Here is a 13,077-nt window from a genome sequence, read left to right as displayed (position 1 = left end):
TTAACCGATAGCTAACAGCTGATTACCGGCACGGGCGTTATCATTGACGTTGCTGATGACCTTCATCTGCATTTCAAAGCTGCTGGCGTTGTCTATCATCGCCACCATGGTCTTTACCGGGCTGACGTTGCTGCCTTCAAAGGCGCCTGGTGTCAGGCGCAGCGCCGGATCCGGGGGCAATACGGCGCCGCGCTGCGCGCGCGCGGCGTCAGTGAGGGTAAACAGGCCGCTATCGTCGTGGCTCAGGCTGTCAGGCTCGGCCCTAACCAGCTTCAGTTGGCCAATCTGGGCGAGGGTTCGCGGCTCATCGCCGGCGCCCAGGACGGAAAGCGTCCCGTCCGGGCCGATGCTGACGGCGGCGCCGGGGGGCACCGTCAGTGGTTGGCCGTCGGCCACCAGCAAGGGATAATCCTGTACCCTGAGCCCTCCCTCGCTGTCAGTCTCGATCCGGCCATTGCGCGTATAGGCTTCGCCGCCGTCCGGCAATTGCACCGCGAGCCAGCCGTGCTGACTCAGCGCCACATCCAGATTGTTGACGCTGTAATTGATAGGACCTGGGGAGAAATCGTTGCCCGGCACTGATGGAACCACCAGCGTACGGGTGGCGAGCGTCGGCCCGTTGACCGGCGCGGCGCGAAAGGCCGCCAGCTGCGCCCGAAAACCGGTGGTTGCCGCATTGGCCAGGTTATTGGCGGCCACGCTCTGCTGAGTCAGCGCGGCGGAAGCCGCGCCCATGGCGGTATATATCGCGCGATCCATGGCATATTATCCTCAGCGCATAGTGACCAGCGTTTGCAGCAGCTGATCCTGGGTTTTGATGGTCTGGGCGTTGGACTGATAATTGCGCTGCTGGGTCATCATTTTGACCAGCTCATTGCTCATATCCACATTCGAGGCTTCCAACATCTTGTCCCTGATGTTGCCGAAACTACCGGTGCCGGAGGTGCCGATAAGCGCGACGCCGGACGCGCCGGTTTCCGTCCAGCAGTTATCGCCGGTGGGCTGCAGACCGCCAGGGTTGGTGAAACTGGCCATCACCACCTGCGCTATCAGTTGGGTCTGCTGATTACTGTACGTTGCGATAATCTGCCCGTTATCGCCGACGGCGTAGCCGTTGAATTTGCCTACCCCATAGCCGTTGGTCTGGGGTAAACTTTTCGTCCATTCGGTACCCTGCTGTTTCAGCCCGAAGAGCGTAATGTCAAACTTTAATTCATTCGCCCCATTGAGTTTTGCGCTTTCAAGAGAGAGCTTTGGCGTTGTTTTTTCATCAAGATTACCGTACGCATCAAAAGTGATGTCTTGGCTAAATATCTTAGGTTTTTCTTTATCATTGGGATCCAACAATACAGGCGCGGTTTCGTCATAGCATTTTACCGTCCACTGACCGGCCTCTTTGCCCTTAAACCTCGTTGTTGTGCGGGTTTCCCAAGCTGTCATAGGACGTAAACTGCGTGGAGTAGTTATAACTTTTATGCTCTTTAATATTGAATTCCGCGACTTCCGGCGGTTCAGCGTTGGAGGGAAGGTTGTCACCCAAACTGCCTTCTGTAGATACCGCTCTTGGCATTGGCGCATCGGGCACGGTGATATTTGTCAAGGGCGCGCCGCCTGTAATCGTTGGCGGCGTGCCGGTAGCTTTATAGCCGGTGAGATGTTTACATTGTTTATTAACAATTTCGCCATTTTCATTACGATCGAATTCACCGTTGCGGCTGTAGTATATTTTCCCCCCATCATCCGCAAGGCGAAAGAGACCACTTCCAGAGATAGCCATGTTGATATTGCCCATCCCCGAAATCAACGTACCATCATTAAAGTTTTGCTCCACCACCGCCAATTGCACTACCAGCCCTATAAGTGATCCCGAAAACATATCGGCAAATGAGGCGGAAGAGGATTTAAATCCTATGGTTTGCGCGTTAGCTATATTATTACCGATCACATCCAGCGCCTGCGCTGCGGCGTTTAGACCGCTGACTCCCTGAGCGAATCACATTTTGATATTCCTGTAATAGTGAAATGACGTGGTAATGAATGTAAAGAGAAGCTATTCAATCAATATGACATCCTTCAGATAAATAGAACCGTCCAACCAGAGTGCCAATTTCGCGCTGCCGCCGCTGAAAAATACATTTTCAACCTTGGCGGTCTTAAGGGCATTTATCGTCGGACGATTTTCATCTTTATTTTTGGCTTCAAAGCTGACTTCATATATCTTGGCTTTCTCTTCGCGGGAGGAAGGATGATCGAGCGGCGTCGTCGTTTGGGCCTTATTGATATCTAACTTATAGGCGCCGGCTTTCACATCCTTGTATTCTTGGGTGTAGGTCTTGCCCTCCTCATCGGTAAAGGTGACCCGTACTTCATCCGCGCCGCTGGGTAACTCAAAACCGTAGGCCGTTTGCCCATCGAACGACACCGACGGTTTGCCGGCGATCAGCACGGTACGGCCAACCCAGCTGGACAAATTGACGGCCTGCACGCTATTGACCATTTGCCCCATACCCAACACGGTGTTATTCAATTTCTCCACCCACATGGCAACGTGCATTTGCGCCATTTGCGAGGCGAGCTGATTATTGTCCATTGGATTGGTGGGATCCTGGTTTTTAATCTGCGCCAGCATCATTTGCAGAAAATTATCCATCAGCTCCTGGGTGCCTTCTGACTGAGCGTCCATGGGCGCCGTTGCGGCACGGCTATTGATGATATCGGCATCGTCGGTCGCGGCTATTATTGGCAGCGGTATCGTTATTGCCGGCTTTCAACGCTCCCCGCGCTTGCACCCTCTCCTGGGTTAAGGCGAAATGATTTCCCGTTGCCGGTTCATTTCGCGACGCAAGAAGAGTGGCAACCCCACCGCTATATTCCTGGGGCGTCAGGCCTGCTAATTCCATCGCATTGTCCTTTACTGGCCCATAGCCAGAGTTTTCATCATCATCGACCGGGCACTGTTGATGACCTCGACATTGGCCTGATAACTGCGTGACGCGGACAGCGTATTCACCATTTCCGCGACTCTGTTGACATTGGGCATTTTGATATAGCCTTTGTCGTCTGCCAGCGGATGACCGGGGTCATATACCAGCCGCCAGGGGGAAGGATCGTCAAGCACTTGACTTACCCGCACGCCGCCCACAGGCTGGCCCGGCGCGGCGTCGAGTTGAAACACCACCTGCTTGGCCCGATAAGGCTCGCCGTTGGGGCCGGTGACGCTGTCAGCGTTGGCCATATTGCTGGCGCTTACATTCAAACGCTGTGATTGCGCCGCCAGCGCCGAACCGGAAATATCAAATATGCTGAATAACGACATACCGATTTATCCTCTGGAAAGAACGGACATCATGCTTTTGATTTGTCCGTTGATGAAGGCCAGACTGGCCTGATATTTCATGCCGTTATCGGCAAAGTTAACCCGCTCACGATCCATATCCACCGTATTACCGTCCGCAGAAGGCTGATCGGGAATACGGTAAAGCAAACCATTATCGGGATGGACAATCCCTTCCGCCGGTATATGCTGTTGTGAGGTCAACGATAGACTTAGATTGGTATTATGCAGTTGTCCCTGTTCCATCGCGCGGCGTAATTCCCGCGTGAAGGGGATATCCCGCGCCTGATAGCCCGGTGTATCGGCGTTAGCGATATTGGCTGCCAATACGTCCTGGCGCCGATTCAATATATTCAGCGCGGCCTGTTGAAATTGAAAGTCTTCACTCAGTTTATCCAACATTATTTTATTACAGCCTGTTATTGAATTATTAATTAACTATGTTAATAGCTGCCCGCGCGGGCAATGTGCGAAATAGCGCCTCATTCGCCGTTTATTTAGCCTTATAATTCTTGCAAGCTGTTTCTATACTTACTCCCCATATTACGGCTGCCATTAACAATGGGACAACCTTAGGGAAAATACGATGAAAGGATTAACGTCTTCTTGGTGGAAACCATTAAGTCAGCTGTGCCTTTTTTATTTCCTTTATCCGCCGCGGCAGAAAGCGGCGACGCGTTAGTGACGCGGCTGGAATCGCTATTACGCCAGCAGCGCCCGGATCGTTCCCTGGTGCAGAAAGTCACGTTCATCACGCCGGCGCGGCTGTTGCCGGACTGCCCGTCGCCGCAACTGCAATTGGACAGCTATGGCCGGCTGAGCGGCAATATGAGCGTTACCGCCCGCTGCGGCGCACGGCGATATTTTTTGCAAATTAAGGTGCGCGCCCGCGGCGATTATTGGGTGTCGGCCCGCGGCATGCCCACGGGGACCGCTCTTGGCAGCAAGGATGTGGCACGGGAAAACGGGGAGCTGGCCGGTCAGTCGCTCGATGTGATCTTCGCGACGCAACCGGTGACCGGCTCGCTCACGACCCGTGCCATTCAAGCCGGTCAGCCGCTGGCGGCCAATATGCTGCGCGCACCCTGGAAAGTCCGCCAGGGCAATCCGGTGGCGGTCGTCACCCGCGGGCCAGGGTTTCGGGTTCGCCATTACGGTAAAGCCATGAGCGATGCCGCCGTCGATAATCAGGGCGTGGTGTTGCAAAATGCACGCCCTTTCTCAAGTTTTACCGCGCCGGGCCGATAAGCAGAACATAGGCCGTCCCCTTCAATCCCAGGCGAGGAGTGAACTATGAGCATAGAACACACATTACCCGCGCATGCCATCATGGCGGTGGTAAATGACCTGCGTCACGGTCAGTCCGAGCTACCGAGACGGCAGGCGGTACCACACCGCGATCGCGGCGCTCAGGCGGTGACGCCTAGCGATCGAATACCTCTGCGCAATCAGGATGTTGACCAGACCCGCGTCACGCAATTACGCCAGGCAGTCAATCACGGCAAATTGGCTATGGATTCCGGCCGCGTGGCGGATGCCCTGCTACTGAATGCCTGGCAAGGCTAACGCGGCTCGCTGCGCCAGGTTGGGAGACTCGATGAAATGGATAATCTGACGCTTGCGTTACGCCAGCTCGACCAGGCGCTTGATAAGCTCGGTCAGATACTGCAGGCGGAGTATCAGTTACTGATGACCCTGACCCTGCAGCCGGTGGCGCTACAGGGCATTACCCATGACAAAAGCCGTCAGCTCAGTACGTTGGCCCATTACGATGCGCTCCGCCAGCAGGCGGAAAACCACTGCGGATTGCGGGTCCCTTATACGGGACATCCTGATCTGGCGGCGCTGTGGTGGCAAATTCAGACCCGGAACCGGGAGGGAGCTGCACGAGCAGAATCGGCAGAACGGCGTGCGGCTCGAAGCGCAAATGGCCCAGGTCCGTACCCTTAGCGCCGCTATCAAGACGCTTATCCCCGAGCAGATGTATTACTGCGCCGACGGCGCTTCACATCACGGTATGCGGTTGCAAAACCTCGATACCAATGCCTGAGCGCATTCGGCCCGCGCGGCATTGGCGCGGGCGCTTTCCCTCCTTGCCGCCACACCGGCGCTGCCGCTCTTTACGAGCGGCGTTTCTTTGTCGCCGCCAGCACATCAGGTAAAATCGACCGTGAGCTGCTGCGAACCCTCGAGCGGCAATGATTTTCCATCCGGCGTATAGCGATAAACAAAATAAAAGGGTCCACGCGCGCGCTCGCCCAACAAGCCAGTACCTTGCCCAACAAGCGTGTGCAGCCGTACGCAGCGTTCCTTACCGCATAGCATCAGGCTAAATCCCGCTGAAGGGGGTACCCGTAATCGTATGTGCCAGCGGTAACTGATTACGCGGCTGCGTTCAGGGACCTCTGCCGGCGCCGTAAACGTCGGCGTCGCTATCGGCAGCGCGCCGGCCTCGACCGTGATGTCGTGTCGCTCGCTGCGCCAAACGCCCGAGTGGGACGCCTGCGCCAGCGGTACGCTCATTAACAACAACAGGAGAAAAAGAGGCATGGGGTTGTCCTACTAACAGGTAAGGAACAGATTTGCCGGCTACCGGACGCAGCTCTGGAACGCCTGCGTCAGTTTGCCGGACGCGAAAACATGGCCGCGGCTTGACTAAACCCGCCACAACAGCAAGACCGAAGACCGTATAAACAAGACCGCAGGCCGTATAAGCAAAGCCGCACACTCACCTCACCGGCCGTGAAAGCAAGGCGCCGCCCTTCTCCCGGAAGGGCGCACACCTGGTTCCGCCGGCAGCGGCGGGACTAGTCAAGCGGCGCACCAATCATCGTGTTGAAACGAACAGGCCGGTTGTCGGCGATTTCGGAACTGGCAAGCACGGTCAGCTGCGGTAGGGTGCGACGTAAAAAGCGTGCAAGCATGGCGCGCAGCACGGGATTGACCAACAGAACCGCAGGGGCCCCCAGGGCCAACTGACGCTGCAGCGCCCGGTCGGCCTGGGCCAGTAGCCTGTCCGCCATGCCCGGCTCTAGCGCGCCGCCGTTTTGCACCGCTTGGATCAGCGCCTGTTCAAAGGCCACCTCCAGGCCAATCACCTGAATATCGCCCGTTCCGGGAAACCAGCTTTGGGTAATGGCGCGAGCCAATTTATGGCGTACCAGACCGGTTAACATGTCCACATCGTTTTGCTGCGGCGCATGTTCCGCCAGACATTCCACGACTGAGCGCATGTCGCGGATCGAAATCTGTTCAGCCAGCAGATTCTGCAAGACTTTATGCAATGTCGTGAGCGAAAGCACATCCGGGATCAAATCTTCCGTGAGCTTAGGTATTTCGCGGCCCAAATGCTCCAGCAGTTGCTGCGTTTCCTGGCGGCCAAACAGATCCTCGGCATGCTGCATAAGCAACTGATTGAAGTGAGTCGCCACCACGGTACTGGCATCCACCACGGTATATCCCAACGTCTTGGCTTCGTCACACAACACTTGATCTATCCAAACAGACGGCAGGCCAAACGCGGGTTCCTGACAGGGGTCGCCGGGCAGCGTATCGCTGGCGCTGCCGGGGTTAATGGCTAACCAGCGCTCGGGATAGGTATCTCCGCAACCGATTTCCACGCCGTGCAACAAAATACGATAGTGGGTGGGGGGAATTTCCAGATTATCGCGGATATGTACCACCGGCGGCAGGTAGACCATTTCACGGGCAAATTTCTTGCGGATCCCCCGTATGCGATTTAACAGTTCAGCGCCCTGTGCGCTATCCACCATCGGAATCAGTCGATAGCCTACCTCCAGCCCGAGGGTGTCCTCGGTCTGCACATCGTCCCAGCTGGCCTCATCATTTTGCCGGTTTTCCTGCGCCGGATTATCCCCGGCCGTGCCAGCCGTCGCCCCCTCCCGCGCCACGTCATGATGTCGCAGCAGCCACGCCATGCCGAGCAGCAATAACGTAAACAACAGAAAGACCACATTAGGCATCCCCGGTACCAGCCCCAGCAACCCAATCACCGCGGCGGAGAGCATCATGACCCGGGGATTATTGAACAACTGGCTGACCATCTGCTCGCCCACGTCCTGATGGGTGGCCACGCGCGTGACAATAACGCCGGCGGCGGTCGAAATGACCAGCGCCGGTATTTGCGCCACCAGCCCATCGCCGATGGTCAACAGCGTATAAGTCTCTCCCGCGCGGCCGAGATCCATGCCGTGCTGCAAGACGCCGACCAACAAACCGCCAATCAAGTTGATGGCCATGATCAATAAACCGGCAATGGCATCACCACGGACGAATTTTCTGGCGCCGTCCATGGAGCCGTAAAAATCTGCTTCTTGCGTCACTTCCGCGCGCCGTTGTTTGGCTTCCTCTTCGCCGATAAGCCCGGCATTCAAATCAGCGTCGATAGCCATCTGTTTGCCCGGCATGCCGTCCAATACAAAGCGTGCGCCCACTTCGGCTATGCGGCCGGCCCCTTTGGTAATTACCATAAAATTGATAATCACCAGAATGGCAAACACCACGATGCCGATGGCGAAGTTGCCGCCCACCAGAAAATGACCGAATGCGTCGATGACCTGCCCGGCCGCCGCTTCCCCCCGGTGTCCGTGTAGCAGGATGACCCGCGCCGACGCCACATTGAGCGCCAGCCGCAACAGGGTGGAGAATAACAGCACGGTCGGAAACGCGGCAAAATCGAGCGTGCGCTGAGTAAACATCGCCACCAACAGGATCATTATCGATAGCACGATATTGAAGGTAAAAAACAGGTCCAGGGCGAAGGGAGGCAAGGGCAGGATCATCATTGATAAAATCATGATGATAACGATCGGGCCCGCAAAGATTTGCCACCTGGTCTGGCTGAAATCGTTTAAATGCAGTTTAGCTACCAGGTTTACCATCAAAAATACTCCCTTTTGCACAATCCATTGCTTTTGGAACGGTGAGTTTGCCCGGTTGGCGGGGTCGCAATCCCCCCTGCTTACGCCAGCGCCGCAAGCCATAGACCCAGGCCAGCACTTCCGCTACGGCGCCATAAAGGGCCACCGGAATGACGCCGCCTATTTCGCAGTGCCGGTGCCCGGGCCAGGGGCGGCGCTACCAGAATAGGGAGCCGATGCTGCTCAGCGCGCTGGCGGATATTCAACGCCACGACGCCGGCCCCTTTCGCCAAAAGCCGCGGCGCGGTCATGCGCATTTGTTCATATTTCAGCACCACCGCATAATGCGTCGGATTGAGGATCACGACATCGGCCTTCGCCACATCCTGCATCATCCGTCGCTGCGCCTGCTGGCGCTTACGAATCAGGCTTTTCAGTTGCGGATCGCCTTCCTGCTCTTTGTATTCTTCGCGAATATCATGGCGCGCCATGCGCAGTTTTTTCATATGACTGAATAACTGATACAGAATGTCGAACCCCACCACAGGGATAAGGGCCAGGATTATCACTAATACGCATTGGCTGATGAGCGACAGGCTTTCGGCCATGCCCCTGGGAGGTGCGCCCTGCGTCAGCCGCGGCCATACACACCACAACGCCGTCCCGCAGGCGCCGCCCACCAGGCAGACCTTGAACAGCGTCTTGATAAGCTCGGCGATCATTTGCATGGAAAACAGACGTTTCAGCCCGCTAAAAGGGTTCAAACGTTTGAGATCCAGGCTAACGGCTTTACTGCTGAACAATACGCCGCCTATTAACATCGGCGCACCGGCGGCGACCAGCGTCACGCCAAGGACTAACGGCGCACACGCCAGCAGAGCCTGACGCACCAGGCCGGAAAATTGGGCCAGCAGCCAGTGTCCGTCGCCATTGATCTGGAAATTGAACGTCAGTCCGCTTTACAGCATCAGCCCCATACCGTGGGCAAGATGTCCCCCCGCCAGCCACAACAAACAGGCTCCAGCCGGACAGCAACATCAGCCACGACAACAGTTCTTTGGAACGAGGCACCTGGCCTTCTTTGCGCGCTTTTTGTAGCCGGTGGGGGGGGGGTGGGCGCCTCGCTTTTTTCCAGATCGCTTTCATCTGCCACGGCAATCTGTCCCCACGTAGTCAGTAAGTCATTTCAGGGCTTTTAGCCTACTCGACGCAAGAGTATCTGATGAGGTGAAAAAACGCCGGATACGCGCGGCTTTTACCGGACGATGTGGCCAAATCACCACTCCCCAATGGCACGGCAGCGGTAAATGATAAGCGCCAGCGGCAAGCGGCCTAGGACCGCGCGCCGGTGTGAATAAGGCAGATGGAGGGTCAGACAGGGTGGACGCGCCGGGGTTGGCGCGACCAGCGACTTCAGGGTGCGTCGTGCGCAGCCTTGGTCGATTCTTCCTCACCGCGGCCATCATCACCCTTGACCGATGCTGCGTCAGCTTGCGCCACGGGTGAGACATCTGCCGCGGTCGGCGCGGTTGGTGTGGCTGGGGTGGTGGGTTTAGCGGATGTCGTCGGTGCCGCGGATGTGGTGGGTTTGGCGGATGTCATCGGAGTGGTGGGTGCAGATTCCTTGCCGGCCGGCGGTGACGCCAGTCGCCACAATTGCGCTGTCGCATCCTTGCCACCGTCAATTTCTTCGCTGGCGCTTTGCATATTCTCCTGGCGGATAGCTGCTTCCTGCTCACGGGTCAGAATGACGATACTAATGCGGCGCTGTGCGGCATTATCATCAACTTTTCCCGGCGGCGCCATCGTATTCGCCATGCCGATGACCCGGAGAATTTTATCACCCGCCAACCCGCCTTCCACCAGTTACCGGCGCGAAGCATTGGCTCGATCGGTCGACAACTCCCAGTTGCCATAACCGCGATCGCCATTGAGATAAGGCTGATTATCCGTGTGTCCAGCCAGGCTTATACGATTGGGCAAATCATTAAGCACCGGCGCAATAATACGCATTATGCTGCGCATATAGGGCGCAATTGCCGTGCCGCCGGTGGCGAACATCGGCCTTTTCTTGCTGTCGATGATTTCAATACGCAAACCCTCATGCACCAGCGTAATGCGCATATTCGGTTGCAATTCACGCAGCCGGGGATCGTTGCGCAACATTTGCTCCAGGCGATGGCGGGTATTCTTCAGCCGCTGGATATCCCGCTGATGTTCCAATTCACGCTGACGCAGACGCGCCGGCCGGGCGGCGTCATTGGTGTCAACCGGCAGCGGAATGTTACCCATGTTGAATTTGCCGTTGCGGGTGATCGCCTCTTTCAACGGCATCTTGAAATAGTCGGCTATCTGTTCGCGCTGCTGCTGCGTCGTTGCCCCCAACATCCACATGACCATAAAAAAAGCCATCATCGCGGTCATGAAATCGGCATAAGCTATCTTCCACGAGACGACATGATGATTGGCATGCTGCGCCCTGCGCCATTTGATCACAACCGGAGGTGAAGGCTTTTTCATGAATTGACCGTCATATCAGCAGATTCTGTCAGACCGGCTTTTTTATTCTGCGCAAGTGAGATTCTAATTCATCGAAGGAGGGGCGTTCGGAGGAGTAAAGAGTCTTACGGCCGAATTCTATCGCGATCGGCGGCGCATAACCGTTTAAACTGGAGAGCAATGTCACCCGGATGCACTGCAACATCTTAATGTGCTCATCACCTTTCTGTTTAAGCAACGCCCACAACGGCATGACGCAACCGTAGGCCAGGAGAATACCGAGCAGCGTTCCCACCATCGCATTAGCAATCAAAGCACCGAGTTCGCCGGCAGGTCGATCAGCAGAGGCCAGAGCATTCACAACACCCATTACCGCCGCAATGATACCGAAGGAGGGCAACGCATCGCCCACCTGCAGCAGACTATTTACCGGGATATCATTTTCCTGTTCATAGGTTTCTATCTCCTCATTCATCAGCGCTTCAATTTCATAAGCATTGAGATTACCGCTAACCATCAGACGCAGGTAATCCACCAGAAAGTCGATGACCGGTTTGTCGGCAAGTAGAGAATGATAGTGAGAAAAAATGACGCTGTTATACGGATCGTCAATTTCTTTCTCCAGTGTAATCAATCCTGATTGGCGGCTTTTGGACAGCAGGCGATACATCAGCGCCATGATATCCATATACATTGATTTATTATAACGTGATGAATGAAACAAGCGCAGAAGTGAATTTAAGGTAGCATATATATCCTTACCATTATTTCCTACAATAAAGGTACCTAATCCCGCACCCACAATAATCATAAACTCCGCAGGCTGAAACAAGGCACCGAGTTGTCCTTCAGCCAACAAAAATCCACCAAAAATTGACATAAACACAATGATATAACCAACGATAACTAGCACGGTGATCCCTTACAAGATGGTGACATCTGGAAAATGAACGTTGTAGCCAGTGATGGAATAATCCGTTTGTGTGAAATGGTATTCAGTGCATCACACTTTTCAGTATGGCTTTACATTGCACATATTCCGTTGTCTTAAGTTATATATGCGGTTATCGGCGGCGGCATGGGAAAGTTTACGCTTTTTAACCGCCCTCGAGGGCGGATGGCAAAAACTACAAACAAAGTTATGAGGTGGGTGAAAGGCATAAGTAATGAATGCTCCACCACATTGCTTGCAGCGCGTTTGACCTAGTAATTGGCTGTCGATAAAACGGAGTAATATCCAGGCGCGGGTCAACCCGAGTACCGGCCCGCCATCCTGGAGCTGTGGGCACAGTTAAAGATACAGCCGGTAAGCTTTTATCATTGCCTCAATGGTCGGGATATTTCCTACGCGAATCAGGCAAAGATAGGCGTTGTAAAAAGCGGAAGAGTGGATATTCTGCTCCCACGACAGAAACCAGTCAGCGGAGAATGGCAACAGTCCTTTAGGTGCCGGCGTCCCTTTGACTTCCTTATACAATCTCAGCAACCGACTGCGGCTCAAGCAGGTTTCATTTTCCAGAATGGGAAGCCGGGCGCCAAGCGCAATCAGCTCCATAGCAAGCTGTATATCCCTGGATTCCTGCATGATACTTTTCCTATACACGGGATCATTCCTTAAGCGAACGGGTAGGATCGGGAGTCGCTGAATTAAGCAACTGCGTAGACAGCACAATCCCTGTATGGACTTGCTGTAACTCATCGACACGGGACTCGCGCGTCAGGCAATTGATGATCTGCTCGTCGTCCAGGCGCAACAGGCAAATAAGCTGATTGATCTCGCCAAGCTTTATCAATTCAGACAGTGATAGTCCTGCCAGTTTATCGAGCGTGTCTTCGCCCACCCCCAGGCGTAATCCCGCTACCTTCTTATCTTTTTTGATAAGCTCCTGGGCCAGTAAGAGATAGGATAGATTTATTTCATGTATATTCCTGAGAAGGTTATCACTACTCATCGTCGATGCATCCTTGTTATTTTAATAGCGAAGGAAGGTTAAGCATTAATGACCGCAAAGCATTAAAGAGAGATATCGGTCACCAGGCACTTATTTAAACTTACACTTAGCATGTTGATAATTAAAGAACTTTGCAATTACTAACCCATAGCTCTATTTATAATGGCCTAACCGAAAGCATTATTATCTTAACCACGCCGCCCATGCAAACATATTTTTGCCATCCATCTCAGTCGACAATTAATGATAAGTAACAGTCATCCTACGCGCTAATTCGGCGTACAATAGCCTAACACTTTATTATTTAGCCACTGATCAAAAAAAGAAATTACATCACTGCCTCATTAGTAAATCCATAATCCGCTGATTTAATGTATCGACGGACATTTATGTTACATGGTCTGTGACGCTT

14 protein-coding genes and 3 pseudogenes are annotated in these 13,077 nt (G+C 54.4%); 4 read left to right on the top strand and 13 right to left on the bottom strand.

Features of this window, described 5'->3' with window-relative positions:
- From flgF to flgB, 5 genes and pseudogenes are all read right to left on the bottom strand, one after another.
- Nucleotides 1–759 carry a flagellar basal-body rod protein FlgF gene (flgF, locus tag JZM24_RS11860; protein ID WP_215669767.1) on the bottom strand — a complete coding sequence of 253 codons (759 nt, stop codon included), beginning with the start codon at nucleotides 757–759 and terminating at the stop codon, nucleotides 1–3.
- Between the two features lie 15 nt (nucleotides 760–774).
- Nucleotides 775–1,945, bottom strand: a pseudogene (locus JZM24_RS20070) (flagellar hook-basal body complex protein); the annotation flags it as partial.
- A gap of 105 nt (nucleotides 1,946–2,050) precedes the next feature.
- Nucleotides 2,051–2,683: a flagellar hook assembly protein FlgD gene (locus tag JZM24_RS11850; RefSeq protein WP_215669766.1), complete on the bottom strand. Its 633-nt coding sequence runs from the start codon at nucleotides 2,681–2,683 to the stop codon at nucleotides 2,051–2,053.
- Nucleotides 2,684–2,911: 228 nt separating this feature from the next.
- Nucleotides 2,912–3,316 carry a flagellar basal body rod protein FlgC gene (flgC, locus tag JZM24_RS11845; RefSeq protein WP_215669765.1) on the bottom strand — a complete coding sequence of 135 codons (405 nt, stop codon included), beginning with the start codon at nucleotides 3,314–3,316 and terminating at the stop codon, nucleotides 2,912–2,914.
- 6 nt (nucleotides 3,317–3,322) lie between these two features.
- On the bottom strand, nucleotides 3,323–3,736 hold the full coding sequence (flgB, locus tag JZM24_RS11840) for a flagellar basal body rod protein FlgB (protein ID WP_215669764.1): 414 nt from the start codon (nucleotides 3,734–3,736) through the stop codon (nucleotides 3,323–3,325).
- A 279-nt stretch (nucleotides 3,737–4,015) separates the two neighbouring features.
- On the opposite strand from flgB, the gene flgA reads away from it, so the two are divergent.
- From flgA to JZM24_RS19190, 4 genes are read left to right on the top strand one after another with little or no spacing between them, the layout of a single operon-like run.
- A complete protein-coding gene (gene flgA, locus JZM24_RS11835) occupies nucleotides 4,016–4,582 on the top strand; it encodes a flagellar basal body P-ring formation chaperone FlgA (RefSeq protein WP_215669763.1) in 567 nt (188 codons plus the stop codon).
- A gap of 45 nt (nucleotides 4,583–4,627) precedes the next feature.
- A complete protein-coding gene (locus JZM24_RS11830; protein ID WP_215669762.1) occupies nucleotides 4,628–4,900 on the top strand; it encodes a flagellar biosynthesis anti-sigma factor FlgM in 273 nt (90 codons plus the stop codon).
- A 36-nt stretch (nucleotides 4,901–4,936) separates the two neighbouring features.
- Entirely contained in the window at nucleotides 4,937–5,284 is a 348-nt protein-coding gene (gene flgN / locus JZM24_RS11825; RefSeq protein WP_215669761.1) for a flagellar export chaperone FlgN, read from the top strand.
- Nucleotides 5,262–5,384, top strand: a complete 123-nt coding sequence (locus JZM24_RS19190) for a hypothetical protein (RefSeq protein ID WP_281418192.1) — start codon at nucleotides 5,262–5,264, stop codon at nucleotides 5,382–5,384. Before flgN ends, JZM24_RS19190 begins: the two co-directional genes overlap by 23 nt.
- 104 nt (nucleotides 5,385–5,488) lie before the next feature.
- Here JZM24_RS19190 and JZM24_RS11820 read toward each other — a convergent pair whose 3' ends face one another.
- The 8 genes and pseudogenes from JZM24_RS11820 to flhD all read right to left on the bottom strand — a co-directional run bounded on the left by JZM24_RS11820 (nucleotide 5,489) and on the right by flhD (nucleotide 12,665).
- On the bottom strand, nucleotides 5,489–5,884 hold the full coding sequence (locus JZM24_RS11820) for a flagellar protein FlhE (RefSeq protein WP_215669760.1): 396 nt from the start codon (nucleotides 5,882–5,884) through the stop codon (nucleotides 5,489–5,491).
- Between the two features lie 257 nt (nucleotides 5,885–6,141).
- Entirely contained in the window at nucleotides 6,142–8,235 is a 2,094-nt protein-coding gene (gene flhA, locus JZM24_RS11815) for a flagellar biosynthesis protein FlhA (RefSeq protein ID WP_215669759.1), read from the bottom strand.
- A pseudogene (locus JZM24_RS11810) lies at nucleotides 8,216–9,367 on the bottom strand (EscU/YscU/HrcU family type III secretion system export apparatus switch protein). Before JZM24_RS11810 ends, flhA begins: the two are co-directional and overlap by 20 nt.
- 260 nt (nucleotides 9,368–9,627) lie before the next feature.
- Nucleotides 9,628–10,065 carry a flagellar motor protein MotB gene (locus tag JZM24_RS18700; protein WP_246579945.1) on the bottom strand — a complete coding sequence of 146 codons (438 nt, stop codon included), beginning with the start codon at nucleotides 10,063–10,065 and terminating at the stop codon, nucleotides 9,628–9,630.
- Between the two features lie 15 nt (nucleotides 10,066–10,080).
- A complete protein-coding gene (gene motB, locus JZM24_RS18695) occupies nucleotides 10,081–10,734 on the bottom strand; it encodes a flagellar motor protein MotB (protein ID WP_246579944.1) in 654 nt (217 codons plus the stop codon).
- A 28-nt stretch (nucleotides 10,735–10,762) separates the two neighbouring features.
- Nucleotides 10,763–11,626 (bottom strand): flagellar motor stator protein MotA, encoded by an 864-nt coding sequence (motA, locus tag JZM24_RS11800; RefSeq protein ID WP_215669758.1) that lies wholly within the window; start codon nucleotides 11,624–11,626, stop codon nucleotides 10,763–10,765.
- 99 nt (nucleotides 11,627–11,725) lie between these two features.
- A pseudogene (flhC, locus tag JZM24_RS11795) lies at nucleotides 11,726–12,316 on the bottom strand (flagellar transcriptional regulator FlhC).
- 4 nt (nucleotides 12,317–12,320) lie between these two features.
- On the bottom strand, nucleotides 12,321–12,665 hold the full coding sequence (gene flhD, locus JZM24_RS11790) for a flagellar transcriptional regulator FlhD (protein WP_215669757.1): 345 nt from the start codon (nucleotides 12,663–12,665) through the stop codon (nucleotides 12,321–12,323).
- Nucleotides 12,666–13,077 lie beyond the last annotated feature (412 nt).

Origin of the sequence: Candidatus Sodalis endolongispinus, from assembly GCF_018777395.1 — a bacterium.
Lineage (GTDB): Bacteria > Pseudomonadota > Gammaproteobacteria > Enterobacterales > Enterobacteriaceae > Sodalis_B > Sodalis_B endolongispinus.
Note: the sequence above shows the minus strand (reverse complement) of the source record. Positions and strands in the feature narration are given on the sequence as shown.